This is a genomic window from Chitinophaga arvensicola, assembly GCF_900110835.1.
Taxonomy (GTDB): Bacteria; Bacteroidota; Bacteroidia; order Chitinophagales; family Chitinophagaceae; genus Chitinophaga; species Chitinophaga arvensicola.
Window position 1 is genome coordinate 1764658 of sequence record NZ_FOJG01000001.1, and the last position, 19375, is coordinate 1784032.

At 46.5% G+C, this 19375-nt stretch carries 14 protein-coding genes; 6 read left to right on the top strand and 8 right to left on the bottom strand.

What is annotated here, in order from left to right:
• The first annotated feature begins 12 nt into the window (after positions 1 to 12).
• Complete coding sequence (locus tag BMW79_RS07555) at positions 13 to 1200, top strand: Ca2+-dependent phosphoinositide-specific phospholipase C (RefSeq protein WP_089892676.1); 1188 nt, start codon at positions 13 to 15, stop codon at positions 1198 to 1200.
• A gap of 87 nt (positions 1201 to 1287) precedes the next feature.
• On the opposite strand, the gene BMW79_RS07560 is transcribed toward BMW79_RS07555, so the two are convergent.
• Entirely contained in the window at positions 1288 to 1578 is a 291-nt protein-coding gene (locus BMW79_RS07560) for a helix-turn-helix domain-containing protein (protein WP_089892680.1), read from the bottom strand.
• A 682-nt stretch (positions 1579 to 2260) separates the two neighbouring features.
• On the opposite strand from BMW79_RS07560, the gene BMW79_RS07570 reads away from it, so the two are divergent.
• The 4 genes from BMW79_RS07570 to BMW79_RS07585 all read left to right on the top strand — a co-directional run bounded on the left by BMW79_RS07570 (position 2261) and on the right by BMW79_RS07585 (position 8427).
• Positions 2261 to 3895: a DUF1800 domain-containing protein gene (locus BMW79_RS07570; protein ID WP_089892686.1), complete on the top strand. Its 1635-nt coding sequence runs from the start codon at positions 2261 to 2263 to the stop codon at positions 3893 to 3895.
• Positions 3896 to 3913: 18 nt separating this feature from the next.
• Positions 3914 to 5494: a DUF1501 domain-containing protein gene (locus BMW79_RS07575; RefSeq protein WP_089892689.1), complete on the top strand. Its 1581-nt coding sequence runs from the start codon at positions 3914 to 3916 to the stop codon at positions 5492 to 5494.
• Positions 5495 to 5560: 66 nt separating this feature from the next.
• On the top strand, positions 5561 to 5893 hold the full coding sequence (locus BMW79_RS33710; RefSeq protein ID WP_143059105.1) for a hypothetical protein: 333 nt from the start codon (positions 5561 to 5563) through the stop codon (positions 5891 to 5893).
• Positions 5894 to 5970: 77 nt separating this feature from the next.
• The gene (locus BMW79_RS07585; protein ID WP_089896816.1) at positions 5971 to 8427 is read left to right on the top strand and encodes a TonB-dependent receptor; all 2457 of its coding nucleotides are present in this window, start codon (positions 5971 to 5973) and stop codon (positions 8425 to 8427) included.
• A 17-nt stretch (positions 8428 to 8444) separates the two neighbouring features.
• Here BMW79_RS07585 and BMW79_RS07590 read toward each other — a convergent pair whose 3' ends face one another.
• The 3 genes from BMW79_RS07590 to BMW79_RS07600 form a co-directional block, all read right to left on the bottom strand.
• Entirely contained in the window at positions 8445 to 8900 is a 456-nt protein-coding gene (locus tag BMW79_RS07590; RefSeq protein ID WP_089892695.1) for a hypothetical protein, read from the bottom strand.
• Between the two features lie 438 nt (positions 8901 to 9338).
• Positions 9339 to 9776: a DUF983 domain-containing protein gene (locus tag BMW79_RS07595; RefSeq protein ID WP_089892698.1), complete on the bottom strand. Its 438-nt coding sequence runs from the start codon at positions 9774 to 9776 to the stop codon at positions 9339 to 9341.
• Between the two features lie 38 nt (positions 9777 to 9814).
• A complete protein-coding gene (locus tag BMW79_RS07600) occupies positions 9815 to 11590 on the bottom strand; it encodes an ABC transporter ATP-binding protein (protein WP_089892701.1) in 1776 nt (591 codons plus the stop codon).
• Between the two features lie 150 nt (positions 11591 to 11740).
• Between BMW79_RS07600 and BMW79_RS07605 the strand changes: the two genes are divergently transcribed.
• The gene (locus BMW79_RS07605) at positions 11741 to 13867 is read left to right on the top strand and encodes an elongation factor G (protein ID WP_089892704.1); all 2127 of its coding nucleotides are present in this window, start codon (positions 11741 to 11743) and stop codon (positions 13865 to 13867) included.
• Between the two features lie 111 nt (positions 13868 to 13978).
• On the opposite strand, the gene BMW79_RS07610 is transcribed toward BMW79_RS07605, so the two are convergent.
• The 4 genes from BMW79_RS07610 to BMW79_RS07625 form a co-directional block, all read right to left on the bottom strand.
• Positions 13979 to 14701 carry an SDR family NAD(P)-dependent oxidoreductase gene (locus BMW79_RS07610; RefSeq protein WP_089892707.1) on the bottom strand — a complete coding sequence of 241 codons (723 nt, stop codon included), beginning with the start codon at positions 14699 to 14701 and terminating at the stop codon, positions 13979 to 13981.
• Positions 14702 to 14963: 262 nt separating this feature from the next.
• Complete coding sequence (locus BMW79_RS07615) at positions 14964 to 16502, bottom strand: YifB family Mg chelatase-like AAA ATPase (protein WP_089892709.1); 1539 nt, start codon at positions 16500 to 16502, stop codon at positions 14964 to 14966.
• A gap of 72 nt (positions 16503 to 16574) precedes the next feature.
• Positions 16575 to 17903, bottom strand: coding sequence for a MutS-related protein (locus tag BMW79_RS07620; protein WP_089892711.1), 1329 nt, complete (start codon positions 17901 to 17903; stop codon positions 16575 to 16577).
• Positions 17904 to 18027: 124 nt separating this feature from the next.
• Positions 18028 to 19371, bottom strand: a complete 1344-nt coding sequence (locus BMW79_RS07625; protein ID WP_089892714.1) for a dihydroorotase — start codon at positions 19369 to 19371, stop codon at positions 18028 to 18030.
• Positions 19372 to 19375 lie beyond the last annotated feature (4 nt).

The following is a 19375-nucleotide window of genomic DNA, read 5'->3' on the forward strand; positions in this document are numbered from 1 at the left end:
AAAAAAACAATCATGCAGAAAATTATTACCAGCGCTTTTGGAGCGATGCTGATGGCATGTGCAACGATCATTTGCAGTGCGCAATCTTCAAAAATAAACAACCTGAAAATAAACCAGGTACAGGTACTCGGTACACACAACAGCTACGCGAAGCCGGTGGATACCGCCGTACTGGCTTATATTGATCCCATCATTGAAAAAATGTCGAAAGGCTATTTTATGGGTATGTCGAAAGAACAAGCCGCCGCTTTTCATGAATTTCATCCCAATGGGATGAAGATGAGCGAAGGACTTAAATATGATCATCCGCCCTTTGATGTACAACTGGATGCAGGTATACGCAGTCTGGAGATTGATGTGCATTACGATCCAACGGGTAATCGCTTTAATGATCCTGCGGCTTACCGGGAATTGAAAAAGAAAGGATACGATCATCTTGCTCCCTTTGAAACAACAGATCTGGATAAACCGGGTTTTAAAGTATTGCATATGGCCGATCTCGATTTTCGTACGCACTATACAACTTTCAAATCTGCGCTGACGGCGCTCCGGTCATGGTCTGACGCACATCCGGATCACTTCCCGATCTTCATCATGATAGAAGCTAAAGATAAAGGCCTGCCGCTTTTCCCGGATCCGGCAAAAGTATTGCCCTTTGATGGAAAAGCTTTCGACGAGCTGGATGAAGAAGTGGTAGCTGTACTCGGAAAAAATAAACTGATTACACCGGATGAAGTAAGAGGGAAATTCCCGACGCTGCGGGAGGCTGTTCTGGCGAAGAACTGGCCTACTGTTAAAGCTGCACGGGGTAAGTTTGTATTCCTGTTACTACCTTCCACAGCGGGTATGAACCTGGTATCAGATTATGCTAAAGACAAACCTAACCTGGAAGGCCGTGTAATGTTTATGCAATCACTTCCACAGGATACGTATGCTGCTTTTTTCCTGCTGGATAATGCCCTTGTGCGTCAGAAGGAAATACAGCAGTATGTGAAGCAGGGCTTCCTGGTAAGAACCCGCGCGGATATTGAAACGTATGAAGCAAAAGTAAATGATCATACACGGGCCAATGCGGCTTTTGAAAGCGGGGCCCAGATCATTTCCACCGATTTTTTCCGCAAAGGAAACGGATATGATACGCCTTATTTTGTAACACTGCCGGGAGGAGGAGAAGCAAGGCCTGATCCGGTTAATAAATAATGTTGATAAATCAGGATACCGAAACATATGTAATCTGCATAGCAAAATACAGGTCGCTGATATCAGCGACCTGTATTTATTTAAGCCTTATTCCTCTTTTCCCTCCCGGATCTCCAGGCCACTCAGATAAGCATATACGGCCGGTGGTACCTTATCCGTTTCCTTAAATACAATTTTGTGAAAATCCGGAGGTTGCCGGAGATCAATGCCATATAATTCCAGTATCCGGTCACAGAAAAAATTACTTGCGCTGCGTTCTCCTCTTTCATAAGTGCCAAAACATTCCCGCGTGATTCCGATAATTGCACCGAGTTCTTCTTGTGTCAGTTTTAGCGAGTGGCGTATTATTCTGATAAATCTCCTGTTATATTGAAGCATTGGAAATCAATTTGATAAGTGATAAAAATGTGCTACTGTAACAATTATTAGCTATATTTGTATTGTAATGTGTAAGCGCTTGTTGTTAAGGGTTTTAAATTGACATTAACGGCAAATTTTTGATAAATAGATTGTCATATTGAGCAATAGATACCCGTTACCGGTCTTACCGGTAAAAAAACAGGACAAACAATTACACATACCTGTTTAGCTGCTAACAAGTATTACAATAGCCGGGTAGAAGAGGAGGAAGAGAATGGAAGAAGAAACCTGAGCGTAAGTGGCGCGCCACCAAATTTTTAAAAATCATGTAAGATTTTTTTGTTTACTGAAACAAAAAACCAAAGGGGCTGTCTTTCTTTGCACGACGGGCAGCTCCCTTTTGGCTATCTGCACTTTTTACAGACGATCCAAAATTAAGGTTTTTTTCCTGCGCAGGCAAATAAAAAATGATGTAAATGATTGATTTAAAATGATATAAGGATATGTAAAATGATAATTTAATTATCACTTTGATATAGATTGAATCATTTTGATCACGCTGTCTTAGAATCATTTCTTCGATTCTTATAATTATTTTATTCTTCTCATTAATATAATATCACTTTCTCTTTAATTAGATTAAAGTTTTTGTTAATTTGGCGGTATAATCGGCCCCCTAAGCCATCAACCATATCGCCTTATGGATCGCAGACAATTCCTAACCTTATCGCCAGACCGCCATCAAACGCGGACGACGAACACTATTGCCCGTACCGCCACTGGTATTACTCCCTACACCGGTACATGGGACACCCTGCAACGCATTCATCTGCTGAAACGTACACTGTTCGGCGTAACACCCGCCAATATCAATACTTTCAACAGTCTCAGCATGCAACAGGCCGTGGATACCCTGCTCACCACGCAGCCCGATCCCACGCCTCCCGTGAATAACTATGGTATCGATGATACCGGCGTTACGCCCGGCGCTACCTGGGTGAAAGCTCCACTTGGTGATGAAATGCTGGAAAGAAAAAGAATCGCCTCCTACAAGGCCTGGTGGACCGGCCAGATGATTAACCAACAGTCAAGCATACACGAAAAAATGGTGCTCTTCTGGCATAATCATTTTGTCACAGAAACCAGTATGGTAAACGATAGCCGGTTTATCTACCAGTATAATGTAACATTGCGTAAACATGCGCTCGGCAATTTCAGGGACCTCACAAAGGCCATCACGCTGGATCCCGGCATGCTCGTGTATCTCAACGGATACCTCAATTCTAAAGGCGCCGCCGATGAAAACTATGCCCGCGAATTGCATGAACTCTTTACCGTAGGTAAAGGGCCTGATTCCCATTATACGGAAGATGATGTTCGCGCTACTGCCCGCGTACTCACCGGTTTTCGCGTCGACAGAACCAATATCGTCAGCCTGTTTGACACCACACAGCACGATCTTACCAACAAACAATTCTCTGATTTTTATTCGAATAAAGTCATCTCCGGAAAAACAGGCACAGAAGGCGCTACAGAACTCGACGACCTCCTGAAAATCATCTTCCTGCAACCCGAAGTGGCCAAGTTTATCTGCCGCAAACTATACCGCTTTTTTGTATACTATGATATAGATGCCGCCACAGAGCAAAATGTAATTACGCCCCTGGCAGATATTTTCCGCAGCAGTGGCTATGATATAAAAACTACGCTCAACGCACTCTTTACCAGCGAACATTTTTTTGATCCGCTGAACATGGCTTGCCTGATTAAAAGTCCGGCCGATTTCTGTGTTGGCGTATGCCGCGAATACGGTGTTCCGTTTGCCTCCGACTATACCAACCAGTACAAAGGCTGGGCAGTGGTACACGACAGAGCAGCTTCCATGCTGCAGAACTTCGGCGATCCTCCACTGGTGGCCGGTTGGGATGCTTACTATCAGGCGCCCTCCTTTCACGAACTGTGGATCAATACCGATACACTGCCCAAACGCAACCGCTTCACCGACGGCCTGGTCAGCGCCGGCGGATTCAACGGATTAAAGATAGATACACTCGCCTTTGCCAATCAGCTACCACATCCCGAAGATCCTGTGGCACTGATCGCCGACTCCCTCGATATATTATATCGTGTAGGCGTTTCCGATAAAGTGAAAGATTTTCTGAAAAATACCATCCTCCTCAGCGGACAAGCAGCCGATAGCAACTACTACTGGACGCAAGCCTGGCAAGCCTGGAAAGCATCACCCGGTGACGCTACCCTGAAAGATAACGTGGAAAGCCGCCTCCAGGCACTGTATAAATACATTATGGACCTGTCTGAATATCAATTATCCTGATAGCAGAAAAACCTTTTTATGAAAAGAAGAGACTTCCTGAAATATACAGCGCCAGCTGCTATCCTCCCTACCATGATCAATGGCTTTTCTATTAAAGCCTTTGCCTCATCACCTATGCTGGATGCACTCACCGCTGCAGCCGACAATGACCATGTACTCGTCATGATCCAGATGACCGGTGGTAACGATGGCCTCAACATGGTCATCCCGCTGGATGTTTATGGTAAATACCAGGCCGCCCGTTCCAACATCGCCATCCAGGAGGGAAAAGTACTCCGCCTCGATAACTACCTGAAATCAGGTCTGCACCCGTCTATGACAGGGATACAGAAACTCTATAACGATGGTAAAGTGAGCATCGTGCAAAGTGTGGGATATCCTTCGCCCAACTTCTCCCACTTCCGCGCCACTGATATCTGGCTCACCGGCTCCAATTCCAACGAAGTACTTACCACTGGTTGGGCAGGCCGATACCTCGGTACCCAATACCCATCCTTCCCGGATGGTTTCCCAAATGCAGATGCGCCCGATCCGCTCGCCGTACAGATAGGATCTATTGTATCACCCGCATTCCAGGGACCCAACGCCAGCATGGGTATTGCCATCACCAGCGCCACCGATTTTTATAACCTGATTGATGGGATAACAGATCCCGTTCCGAATACCAAATGGGGGAAAGAACTGGAATATATCCGCCTCATCGCCAAACAAACCAACAGCTATGAACAGGCCATCACAGCTGCCGCTAAAAAGGTGACTTCTCAGGGCCCTTATCCCGCCAATAACAGCCTCGCAGAGCAGTTGAAGATCGTTGCCCGCCTCGTGGCCGGCGGCCTCAAAACAAAGCTCTATATGGTGAGCACTGGCGGTTTCGATACACATGCCAATCAGACGGAAGGCGGCGACACCAGCAAAGGCGGCCACGCCAACCTGCTCGGCGGCGTATCCGATGCCATCAAAGCTTTTATGGACGACCTGAAAGGCCTGCATGCTTCCCGCCGGGTAGTGGGCATGACTTTCTCCGAATTCGGCCGCCGTATCAAATCCAATTACAGCATGGGTACGGATCACGGTGCTGCCGCGCCTATCATCATTTTCGGCGACTATGTAAACCAGGGCGTGCTGGGTAATTCTCCTGCATTACCGGATAGCTCGTCTGTGATCGATAATATCCCGATGCAATACGATTTCAGGTCTATCTATGCCTCTATCCTGGAGCAATGGTTCTGCGTGGACCAGACCGTACTGAAATCCATCCTCCGGGACGATTACCAGCGCCTGCCCCTCGTTAGCGGCGTAGCCTGCGGCACGATCACCAATTTGCCTGACCTGAACACGGATGACAAAAAGCTCATCACCAATTCACCGAATCCATTTACCAACTATACGACTATTAAATATGTGACCGGCAGCGGCAACACGCTCATACAAATCTTTGATACTACCGGCCGCCTCATTGGGGTGCCTGTTAACAAAGTACATTCGCCGGGTACCTATTCCTTTACTTTCGATGCGCATAACCTGCCAAATGGTATCTACTATGCCCGCTTCCAGAACGGACCCATACAACAGGTAAGGCCTATGCTTAAAGTAAACTAAACTTATAATTTGATTAAATTCGTGCAACGCCGTTGCAAATAGCTGAATTTTGCTACCTTTGCCTCCGTGTATAAACGCTATCTCCATAAAATATTAGCGATAATTCTCCTGGGTGTATTTGCCATAAATACCATCCCACGGGAGTTTATACACGAATTTGCCGGTCACCACGATACGGACGATGTGATCCATCACCACGATGGACTCACCTTCTCCGAGCATCACCAGCACTGCGATTTCCTGCAGATAGGCATTGAGCCTTACGACCTGGTTGTTACTACTTACATAGCACCGGTGCAACCCGTGATCTGGGTATTTCTCCCGCTTACGTTACCGGAAACCTCTCACGTCGCATACTTTAATCTCACTCCCAGAGCGCCACCCGCCATACTGGCCTGATTCCTTTATTTGTACTGCCACGTGACCAACCAATTCACGCTGGCTATCATTGATTATTGATTATTTATTTTTTAGATATGCATTATTTGCGTGTATTTATACTCGGTCTCTGGAGTGTAATGTTATTGGCGTTACCTGCTGCCTATGCCGGTACCAACCCGGAAGAAGGGGTGTATTCAAACTCATTATCAGGTAAAGTGGTGGACAAATTAACGCATACGCCTTTGCCCGGCGCCACCGTATACCTGCCGGATCTCAGGGTCGGTGCAGCGGCTGATGCACAGGGTAACTACGTCATTAAAAATCTCCCGAAAGGAAAATATGTGGTAGATGTACACTACATCGGTTATGCCGCTTTTAGCGCACCTGTAGCCATTTCCGGCGCTACTACCCAGGATTTTGAACTCGGTGAAACACTGATTGAAAAAAATGAAATCGTGATCACCGGCGCTAACCTCGCCACTTCCGTAAAGAAAACACCCACGCCTATCAGCGTGATCCGCCGCGATTACCTCGATGATAATATTTCTACCAATATCATAGATGCCATTGCGAAAGTTCCAGGTGTAACACAACTCTCCACCGGCCCCGCTATCTCCAAACCATTTATCCGTGGTCTCGGCTACAACCGTGTTGTGGTAGTAGGCGACGGTATCCGCCAGGAAGGCCAGCAATGGGGCGATGAACATGGTATCGAAATAGACGATTACAATGTAAGCAGGATCGAAGTCCTCAAAGGACCCGCATCCCTCATTTATGGCTCGGATGCATTGGCTGGTGTAGTCAATATCGTACCACCGGCGCCGTTACCACTCGGCCAGATCAAAGGCAACGTGGAAGCCAATTACCAGACCAACAACGGTCTGATGGCCTATCACGCCGATATCGCCGGAAATAACAACGGCTTCAGCTGGGGCGCTTATGTAACCCAGAAACAGGCCCACGACTACAAAAACAAGTACGACGACTACGTATTTAATTCCCGCTTTAATAACACCAACTACGGCGCTACTATCGGGATCAATAAACAATGGGGCTACTCCCACCTGAGCTTCTCTTCCTTTAACCAGCACCTCGGACTGGTAGAAGGTGACCGCGACAGCACCGGTGGATTTGTGAAACAAATCAATAATAACGGCACCGCAGAAGAAGTACCTGTTACGGGTAGCGATAATAAGTCCTACAGCATGACTGTTCCCAAACAACAGATCAACCATCAGAAAATTGTATGGGACAATAGTCTGTACCTGCACAATGGTGGCCGTCTGGGACTTACACTCGGTTATCAGCTGAACCAGCGCCGGGAATTCGGTGATCCGGTAAATCCTAATACACCCGGATTATACTTGCACCTGCAAACATTCAACTACGCACTGAAATATTACCTGCCCGAAATGAACGGCTGGCAAACAACGGTAGGCGTGAATGGTATGCAACAGAAAAATGAAAACAAAGGAGAAGAATTCCTGATCCCTGCATATGATCTGTTTGATTTCGGCGCCTTCGCCGTAACCAGCAAAACGTTTAATAAGCTCACCCTGAGCGGTGGATTACGCTTCGATAACCGTTCCATGAACTCCAAATCATTGTTCCTGGATGCAAATGGTAAACCTGCCAATACCGGTGATAGTAAATTTGATGCCTTTAAACGCAATTTCAATAACGTATCCGGTAGCGTAGGCCTCAGCTATGAAGCCAGCGATCGCGTAGTACTGAAAGTGAATGCTGCCAGAGGGTTCCGCGCTCCGAATATCGCAGAACTGTCTGCCAACGGTGTACACGAAGGAACCATCAAGTATGAATATGGTAACCAGGATCTGAAACCCGAAGTAAGTACGCAGGTAGATGCAGGCATCGATTTCAATACCGAGCATGTGTCTTTATCGGCCAGCCTGTTTTACAATCATATCAATAACTTTATCTTCTCTCGCAAGCTGTTTAATGCAGCAGGCTCAGATTCTATTCCTGCCACAGATAACGACGAAGGATTCTCTGCTTTCAAATACCAGCAGACAGATGCCAACCTGTATGGTGGGGAAGTGATGCTGGATATACATCCGCATCCGATCGACTGGCTGCATTTTGAGAATACTTTCTCTTATGTACGGGCTACTACCAGTAACAGCAGCGACTCTACGAAATATCTTCCCAATATTCCGCCTGCCCGCTGGCTGTCTGAGTTGAAAGGAAGATTTAAAAAGGTAGGTAACAGTCCTTTGCGCAATGCCTATATCGGTGTGCAGATGGACCTGAATTTCGCACAGAATGACGTGTTTGCTGCTTACCAAACAGAAACTACTACTTCCGGTTATACTTTGTTTAATGCCGGTTTAGGTTCTGATTTTGTAAATAAGAAGAACAGAACATTGTTCTCCCTGCATTTCGCTGTCAATAACTTCACCGATGTTGCTTACCAGAATCACCTGAGCAGGTTGAAGTATGCGGCTATCAATGACGTGACGGGCAGATCAGGCGTTTATAACGTCGGCCGGAATTTCAGTGTCAAACTGGCTATTCCGATCGATTTCAAATAGTGTTAGTTAGTGTTACTTTAAAAGGCTCCTGCGTCTGCAGGGGCTTTTTTTATGGAATCAGCTACCACGGGGCCGTCCACTTTCGTGTAGGTAGCCCTGTTATCTTTTATTTTAAAAAGGATTTTATTGGTATTGAAACCAACTGCTGTATCCGTGCCCGTTATGATCAGCTGAGGTACCGGAATGGCGGTTGCATTGGAGTCGATAGCCCGCATATAGTTAATCAGCCGCTTACCTTCCCGGGTAATATGAATCGTCTGAATGCCGTTTGCTGCATTGGCGATGGAAGCGGTGATCCCTGCTGCTTCAAATACAGCACTGTCGCTGTCAGTTTTACCGCTTATCAGGCGGAAAGGTTCGGGTTTCGCGTTCGCAATGGAGGTCGCTGCCGTGGTTTTGTCGGCTGCAGATCTGGATGCCGGCTGTGTACAGCCAATGAATAAAACAGCAAGCAGTAATAAGGTTCTTTGCACGATGAGTAACTATTTGAAATGATAAAGCTATTGAATTTTACGGAACTGATCATGATCCCGTACTATTATATAAAGGTTACTTATATATTATTATTTGTATTAACATTAAAGTATTTACTAATTTATATAAATTTGTTGCAACATCGTTAAATCCAGTCCTGACGGGGCTTGATAAGTAAAAACGATTTTACAGTATAAATCCGACATGTTTTGCCATTGATGTAAATATTTACTTGAATTATAGAGAGATTTTGTAGTTTAGGGGTTCATTATGTATGTGAAGATCGGATGTCCTGCCAGGAGGAGTAAACAGTTTCCCTCAGTTTTTCAAAAAAATTGGTTTTTGTAATTAAGATTTTTCTGACCACCATTGGTTCAGATTTTGGTTGAAAAAGAAAGGGGCTGTTTTTACAGCCCCATATTTTTTTCAACTATTTTTTAGTGTTGATGTGTTGGTTTTTCCAGCTTCGCAGTGTCTTCATCATAATACACAAAGAAGTAAAGATAGATGGCTCTTGACAATCGCATCAGCCAGGGCTGGATAAGTACAAGTAATACACCGTTTACACCCAGCCAGACAAAAATGCTGTTATCTCTCCAGGTTAATCCGAAAAATAACCAGAACCAGATCAGGTTAAATACACTGAAAGCCACTGATAAAGCGTAACTCACATAGCCTGTCCCAAACCAGAAGCCGGTTTCCAGCTCATATTTCTGTCCACATACCGGGCAATTATCATACATGTTAAAGATCTTCGAGAATTTCAAATGAAACGGGTTCTGATCTTTGAACATATCTCCTTTCCGGCATCTTGGACATTTCATTGTCAGCATGCTGACAAAATAGTTCGGGCGCTTAGGCTGTTGTGTACTCATGTTACAAAAATAATCAATTACTTCTTAGTATCCCCTTGCTAAACCGCTTCCACCTTGCGCTCGCCGATCTGTTGTCTCCACATCGCATAGTAAAGACCCTTCTCTTCCACGAGATCTGCATGCTTACCCACTTCCACGATCTGTCCTTTTTCCAGTACATAGATCCGGTCTGCGTGCATAATCGTACTTAAACGATGCGCAATCATCACGGTAATATGTTGTTTGCTGGACGTCACTTCGCGGACGGTCTTCGTAATTTCTTCTTCTGTAATGGAGTCCAGTGCAGAAGTAGCTTCATCGAATACCAGCAAACGCGGCTTACGTAGCAATGCCCTGGCAATGGATAAACGTTGTTTTTCTCCGCCGGAAATTTTAATACCTCCTTCACCGATCACCGTCTCCAGGCCTTTATCTGCCCTTGCCAGCAGCGAATAACAGGAGGCTTTGTCCAGCGCTTCCATTACATCGGCATCACTGGCCCCCGGGTTTACAAACAACAGGTTCTCCCGGATTGTTCCCGCAAAAAGTTGGGTATCTTGTGTTACAAACCCTACCTGGTGCCGCAAATCTTCCATATCTACCGCATTGGCATCTACGCCGTTGTAGAAAATATGTCCTTCGTTGGGTTTGTATAATCCTACCAATAGCTTTACCAGCGTGGTTTTCCCGGAACCTGAAGGTCCTACAAAAGCAATCGTTTCTCCTACATTCACGGAGAAGTTTACCTTATCCAGCGCTTTGGTGGCGGCTGTGAGGTGCTTAAACCCAACCTGTTTGAATTGCAGTTCATCAATATGCGATACCCGTACCGGGTTAGCCGGCATTTCTTCTACCGGCGTATTCAGGATGCTCTGGAAATTCAACAGCGATACCTGCGCCTCCCGATAGTTCAGGATAATGTTACCCAATTCCTGCAAGGGCCCGAAAATGAAGAAGGAGTACAGCTGTAAAGTCATCAGTTGCCCGATACTCACCACATCGCGGTAAATGTAGAACAGCAGCAGGAACAGGATGGCAGAACGCATCAGGTTCACAAAAGTACCCTGTACAAAACTGATACTGCGGATGCTCCGCACTTTCTTCAGTTCCAGCATCAGGATCTTCATAGTGGTAGAGTTCAACCGCCTGATTTCCTGGTTGGAAAGGCCCAAACTCTTTACCAGCTCAATGTTACGGAGCGATTCGGTAGTAGATCCCGCCAGTGCGGTGGTTTCTTTTACAATTGTTTTCTGGATTACCTTAATCTTTCTGCTCAGTAAACTCATGAGAATCGTGAGCAGCACACAGCCGGTCAGATACACAAAAGGAAGACTCCAGTGCACGGTAGTCGCATAAATCATCACAAATACCACCCCGATCAACGATACAAAAAGCACGTTTACAAAGGCTGTAATGAATTTTTCGCAGTCTACCCGTACTTTCTGCAGTATGGCCAGTGTTTCGCCGCTGCGCTGATCTTCAAATTGCTGATAAGGTAGCCTGAGCGAGTGTTTAAGCCCATCAGTGTACACCTGCGCCCCGAATTTCTGAACAATCACGTTCACAAAATAGTCCTGGAAAGCCTTCGCAATCCTCGATACCATGGCCACGCCAATGGCAGCGCCAACCAGCAGCAGTACCCCTGTCAGGTACTCATTCTCCGGCCGAAATATAGTGCCACCCTTAAATGTTTTTGGATGAGATGCAAACCTGTCAATGATCCAGCCAAAGATCATCGGGTCCATCAGTGAGAAAAGCTGGTTAATACTGGCCAGAGCCATTGCTAATACGACCAACCATTTATATCTCTTCAAATAATGCAGTAATAGTTTCATATGTCCGTTTTCCTGAGGTGCAAAGTTACTGCATGTTGTCACATATTGTGGGGAAAAGTACTGGCTATTTTAGTCAAAAAACGTTAACTTAATAGTAAGTTCTTTGTAAAGGCACAGGTGATTAACTATTATCTAAATAAATCTCCACATATGAAGACGTATGATGACAAACATATCAAAAACATCGTACTGTTAGGTGCACCCAAAAGCGGCAAAACTACCCTCTCTGAAACCATGTTATTCGAAGCCGGCATCATCAGTAAAAGAGGTACCATTGAAGAGAAAAATACCGTGTCCGACTACCACGATATTGAGCATGAACGCGGTAATTCCGTATATGCGACCCTGATGCACACGGAATGGAAAGATTACAAAATCAACATTATTGATACACCCGGACTGGAAGATTTTATCGGGGAAGTGATTGCAGCAATCCGCGTGTCCGATACGGCGGTACTCCTGCTCAACGCCCAGTATGGCGTGGAAGTAGGCACTGAACTCGTATGGGATTATGTCGATAAATATCAGAAACCTACCATATTAGCCGTTAACCAGCTGGATGCAGAACTGGCCAACTTCAATAAAGCCGTGGAAGACGCCGCACGTGTATTCGGACAGCCCGTTACCGTAATGCAATATCCCGTGAACCAAGGCCCCGGATTCAATGCCATCATAGATCTCCTGAAAATGACCATGTACCGTTTCCCGGAAAATGGCGGCAAACCCGAAAAACTGCCCATTCCCGACAACGAAAAGGAAAGAGCCGATCAACTTCACAACGAACTGGTGGAAAAAGCAGCAGAAAATGACGATACCCTCATGGAGTTGTATTTTGAGAAAGGAAGTCTGGATGAAGATGAACTGCGGCAGGGTATCAAAATCGGCATGCTCAATCACCATGTCTTCCCCCTGTTCTGTTTATCCGCCAGAAAAAATATGGGCAGCGGCCGCCTCATGGGATTCATCGATAATGTAGCCCCCAGCGCAGTGGAAATGCCCGCCGAAACCACTACCGGCGGCAAATCAGTTCCCTGCAATCCTGCCGGCCCGGCGGGATTATTTGTTTTTAAAACATTACAGGAACCACATATCGGCAGACTCACCTATTTTAAAGTGATGTCGGGAGAAGTGAAAAGCGGTATGGAACTGATCAACGAACAAGGCAATACCACCGAACGTATCAGCCAGCTGTTTATAGCAGACGGCAAAAACCGCAATAACGTAGAGCGGCTGCAGGCCGGCGACATCGGCTGTACCCTCAAAATGAAAAATACCCTTACCAATCACACCCTGGCAGAAAAAAACTTCCCCGGACAAATTACTCCCATCGACTTCCCCACACCCAAAGTAAGGGTAGCCATCGAAGCCAAAAACAAAGGTGACGATGAAAAACTCAGCGAAGTACTCGCAGAAATTCACATGGAAGATCCCACCCTCCTGGTGGAATTTAACCGCGAACTCAAACAGGTGATCCTGCACGGACAAGGGGAACTACACTTACTCGTCACCAAATGGCGGCTGGAAAATGTGTATAAGATGCAGGTGGCTTTTCACGCCGCAAAAATTCCTTACCGAGAAACCATCCAGAAGCCCGCACAGGCTTCCTATCGCCATAAGAAGCAATCCGGCGGCGCCGGACAATTCGGAGAGGTATTCATGAAAATAGAACCCTGGTATGAGGGAATGCCGCCTTACAAGGAACATAGCGTGCGCGACTCAGAAGAAATAGCACTGAACTGGGGCGGCAAACTGGTATTCAATAACTGTATAGTCGGCGGCGCCATCGACAACCGTTTCCTGCCTTCCATTCTCAAAGGTGTCATGGAAAAAATGCAGGAAGGACCCCTAACCGGATCATATGTGCGCGATATCCGGGTAAGTGTATACGATGGCAAAATGCATCCGGTAGACAGTAACGACATCTCTTTCAAAATTGCCGGTATGATGGCTTTCCGTGAGGCGTTCCACCAGGCAGCCCCACAGTTGCTCGAGCCCGTATTCGATCTCGAAGCCATCGCACCGGATGTAATGATGGGAGATATTATGAGCGAACTGCAAAGTCATCGCAGCATCATAACCGGGATGGATACACTGAATGGCTACCAGGTGATCAAAGCACGTACCCCACAGGCGGAAATAGATAAACTCTTCGCGGCCCTGCGCAACGTCACCCAGGGTAAAGCTAAACTGAAATCACAGTTTGCGGAATACGCCCCTGTTCCTGCAGAGATGCAGAAGAAACTCAGTGAAAGCTATAAAGAAGACCTGGGGATTTGAAGATGCTTCACTACCAGCCGCTATCTGTCTGAAACTGGCTCTGCACCGCATTCCATGAGTATTTCCCATGAGCATGATTTCCGTTTGAAAGCACCGTTAAGCATCAGATGACTACCAGGGAATTTCACCACCGTCTTTGAAGAATTTCCCAGTGATAGCGCGGTCTGTTAACAGGGCCAGTGCTACAATAGGTTTTACTCCTTCTTCAACAGACTTAAAACCCTTAAACTGATTGAGGTCTGTGGCAGTATAACCTGGTGTAACGCTATTTACCACTATGTTTTCCTCCCGCAGTTCATTGGCCAGCATCACTGTAAATGCATTTAATGCTGTTTTGGTAGATCCGTATGCAGAAAACTCACTCCAGTTCGGACGTCTGTCGGCAGACATATTCATCGATAAAGATCCCACTTCACTGGAGATATTAATGATGGCCGCTGCAGCAGATTTTCTTAACAGCGCTAACATCACCTGTGTGGTTTGAACAGCACCAAAATAGTTCGTCTCAAATAAGCTGCGGATCGTTTCCATATTGCATGTAGAAAGCTGTTGCGGCTGCCCGCCTGAAATACCGGCATTATTGATCAGCAGATCAAGGGAATCAATCTGGCTGTCAAGTTCCGCTTTCGCTTTCCTGATTGAATCAATATCGGTAACATCGATTTGAATGGCTGCTACATTAGCAATGCCGGCAGCTTTCAGCTGATCTGCGGCCTGTTGCCCGTTAACAATATCCCTGCTGCCCAGGTAAACAAAATTTCCCAGCTGTGCCAGTTGCCTGGCGGTTTCCAGGCCTACACCCTTGTTCGCACCGGTGATCAGAACTGTTCTCATAAAATGTATCTAATAAAATTTAAAAATTTTCGGACGGAGAAATGGTGATCAGTGCATGCGTGCCAGCAACAGGCTTTTTAGTCTGATTACATTTACCGGCAGGTTGGAATTGCATGCCGTTACATTCCTGCATGTGCCATTTCCATCCGCTTTAAACCAAAGCAAAGTCATTGCAAATGTCCTGCTGTTTAGGCAGATACCTGTAGCCATATTTCCCTGCTTTGTAGCCAAATGTCCGGTTAATCCTATAGTCCGGCTGCACTCAATTCCCCCAGTTCTCGCGATCCAGGCTGCGGTACTGTATGGCTTCTGCCATATGCGCGGGTTCTACACTACGGCTCCCTTCCAGGTCTGCAATGGTTCTGCTGACTTTCAGTATCCGGTCGTACGCCCTGGCAGACAGCTTTAATTTCTGCATGGCCTGCCCCAGTTGTTCCCGGCAGCGATCACTGATCACACATACCGATGTCAGCAAACGGCTGTGCATCTGTGCATTGCAATAAATGTTTTCATAGGCAGCAAATCGTTCCGCCTGGATGGCGCGTGCAGCCATCACACGCTCACGGATACACGAACTTTTTTCCGCTGCCTGTGTGGAAGATAAATCTGCAAACTCCACCGGCGTAACTTGTACATGCAGATCGATGCGATCGAGCAACGGGCCGGATACTTTATTGAGATACTCCTGCACCTGTCCTGGGGGACACGAACATTGCCTCGATGGATGATTGAAAAAGCCGCACTTGCATGGATTCATGGCGGCGAGCAAAACGAAGCTGGCCGGGAAGTCTACGGAATTTTTTGTTCTGGAAATCGTTACTTTTCTTTCTTCTATCGGTTGTCGCATTACCTCCAATACTTTCCGTTTAAACTCCGGTAATTCATCCAGGAATAATACACCATGATGTGCGAGGGAAATTTCTCCGGGTTGCGGAATGCTGCCACCACCCACCAATGCAGCATCGCTGATGGTATGATGCGGAGAACGGAACGGCCGCTGAAGAATCAATGAAGTATGTTCCGGGAGCTTGCCGGCAACGGAATGAATCTTTGTAGTCTCAAGTGCCTCCTGCAGGGTGAGCGGTGGAAGTATAGTCGGCAAACGCTTCGCCAGCATGGTTTTTCCGGCTCCCGGCGGACCGATCAGGATCGCATTGTGCCCACCTGCCGCCGCAATTTCCAATGCACGTTTGATGTGTTGTTGTCCTTTTACTTCGCTGAAATCAAGTCCGGAATGATCGATGGCGGTATAGCATTCACTGGTGGCTGGCGTTACCGGTGTCAGGCTGCCCGGATCATTGAAAAATTGGATGGCTTCGGCAATATGGGAAATGCCATATATGCTCAAATCGCTCACCATAGCAGCTTCCAGCGCATTCTGTTTAGGAAGGATAAATCCTTTGAAACCATCCTGCCAGGCCTGCATGGCTATAGGCAAAGCGCCTTTAATTGGTTGAATGGTACCATCCAGTGATAGTTCTCCCATCATCAGGTAATGTTCCAGGTGAAGGGGAGATAGCTGACCGGAAGCTGCCATAATACCCGTAGCAATAGGAAGATCGTAGGCTGCACCCGCCTTGCGGATAGCTGCGGGCGCCATGTTCACCACGGTCCTGGTTCTGGGCATACGAAGTCCCATACACTGAATCGTAGATTCAATACGCCGCTCACTTTCTTTGACCGCATTGTCCGGCAGTCCTACGATAAATAATTTATTGCCTTTGGAAGATACATTTACCTCTATGGTAATCGTAATGGCATTCACGCCCTGGATGGCGCTGCCGAAGGTTTTAACAATCATATGGATATCCGGGTTAACGGATACGAATATAACAAATTAGCGGCTAGCCTGCAAAAGCTAACCGCTGATTTATTACTTTATTTGTGTGAGTAATTCCAGTACTTTCTCCCGTTTTAATATCAGGTAACCTATTTTTTCTTTGGCGATACCATCTTTGAGCAGGTAAGTGAAATGAAGATCATCATCTATCACGGTGGATTCAAAATATTTAAACTGAATTCTTGGTTCTGTCCGTAATTCTTCTGCCACTTCATACAGGTGTGTAGAGAGGATGAACAGGCAGTTGGTGCTTTGCAGGAACCCACGGATGACCGCCAGTGAACAGTTCCGGGCATCTTCCACATTGGTGCCTTTAAACATTTCATCGATCAGTACCAGCCAGTTTTTACCATTGCTGATTTGCAGAATAGTGTTTTTGATACGCTGCACTTCACTATAGAAATAACTCTCTCCCTTGAAAATATTGTCCTGTACCTGTATGTTACTGAAGATACCATGGAAGAAACTCATTTCCATTTTTTCAGCTGGTACCCCCATGCCTATATGTGCCAGGAATACTGCTACGCCAACGGCTTTGATAAAGGTAGTTTTACCCGCCATGTTGGCGCCGGTGAGAAACATAAAATGCGAAGTTTCATCCAGCTTCACATCATACGCTACCGGTTCGTTCAGGATGATATGGTACAGTTGTGTCGCTTTGATCACAGGCCTGTCGCTGCCTGCAAACACAGGGAAATGCAGGTTGTAATGCCGGATGGCTTTCGCCATAGCGTAATACGCATCCAGTTGCTGGTAGAGTGTCACCAGTTCCTGTATTACTTTCCGGTGTCTTTTCCGGATGTAATTATCATACCGGAGAATTTCAATGAAATTCAGTTTCCCTTCTTCATCCAGTCGCAGTATCTCGTAAAATTCCTTTTTGGTGAGTAGTTGTTGTGCTCTGTCCAGCAACACTTTCAGCACCATAGGTGTTTCGTCCGAATTGAAAGCATTGATAAATGAACGGAATCCTTTCAGCAGTATCACCAGCTGCGTGAAGGAGAATTTGATATAACCAAAATCCGGTGCGTACAATGTTTTATTCAGTGCGGCATGAAGATACAGGGGCAGTCCTTCGGTGCTGGAAATAGGCTCAATCTGCGCATCCATATAGTTCTCTACTACTACGATCGTACCATTGGAGATAATGGACGGCCAGTTGTTTTCCTGGTCCAGGATATACTGCAATGCACGCTGTCTGTTCTGGATCGTTGGAATATCTTGTAAGGGATTGCTGAAAAGTTGCCGTAGGTATTCGCGTCCACCGGCAGTGGTGGTGAAATCGAGCCGGTGAAACAGGGAGAATTCTTCATCCCGGTTAAAAATAGACAGGTCGTAATAGGATGTTTTGTCCAGTTGCATGCAGCATCTTTTTTGGTGAATCTACGGTGTAGATGCAAGGATAGAGAAATTCCATAAGATTTGAAAGGCTGCGCTGGCATTTTGGTAAATGCAGCAGGAGTGCTGCATTTACCAAAATAAGCAACTATCGGCTGAATGCCAGTCGATGGCCCAGTACATTTTCATTGAAAACACCATCGGCATACGCCAGGTGCCCACTTACAAAAGTATGTGTAACGGCCGCCGGGAAGGTATGTCCTTCAAACGGACTCCAGGCGCATTTATAATAGATATTCTCTTTCTTTACATTGGTCTGGCCATTCAGATCTACAATCACACAATCCGCATAATATCCTTCTCTCAGAAATCCTCTTTCCTTTACCTGGAAACAGATGGCAGGCGCATGGCTCATTTTTTCGACTACCTTTTCAATGGTGATATCACCCTGACGGGCATGTTCCAGCATCAGCAGCAGGCTGTGTTGTACCAATGGAACACCGGATGGCGCCTGTATATAGGGAAGTTGTTTTTCTTCCCAGGTATGCGGAGCGTGGTCGGTGGCAATGATGTCCAGGCGGTCGTCCAAGAGGCCTTGCCAGAGCGCGGCTTTATTGTCGGGCGACTTGATCGCCGGGTTGCATTTAATCAGGTTGCCATATTGTGCATAGTCATCTGCTGTGAAATGAAGATGATGTACGCATACTTCTGCAGTGATCCTTTTTTCTGCCAGCGGCAGCATGTTGCTGAACAGCTGTAATTCCCTGGCGGTGGAAATATGCAGGATATGCAGGCGGGCGTTGTGTTTCTGTGCAAACTGGATGGCTACCAGCGACGACTCGAAACAGGCTTCCACATTGCGTATCAGCGGATGATCCGCCGCAGTGAGCTGATCTCCTTTTTCCCGCTGAAATGCTTCCATATTGGCGCGGATGATCTTCTCATCTTCACAGTGGGTGGCGATCAGCAGTTCGCTGTTGGAAAATACCGTGTCGAGGGTCAGGTAATTATCTACCAGCATATTACCGGTAGAAGAGCCCATGAATATTTTTACGCCGCAAACACTTTCTTTCTTGGCGTTCGTTTTTAATATTTCTTCCACGTTATCATTGGCAGCTCCCATAAAAAAGGAGTAGTTCGCCAGGGAGTGGTGTTGTCCGATGGTATATTTATCTTCCAGCAGCTCCTGGGTCAGGGCAGCAGGTTTAGTGTTGGGCATTTCCATGAAGCTGGTGGTGCCGCCGGCTACTGCCGCACGTGCTTCGGTGTAAATAGTGGCCTTCTGGGTCAGTCCCGGTTCGCGGAAATGTACCTGGTCATCTATAACGCCCGGCAGTAAGTGCTTGCCTTCTCCGTTAATTTCTGTGTAGTTACCGCTGATGGTGATATGAGGCGCTATTTTTTCAATGCGGTGGCCTTTGATCCATACATCCTGTACCGTGGTGCGACCTTCGTTGACCACGGCTATATTCCTGATGAGGTAGTTTTGCATGGCG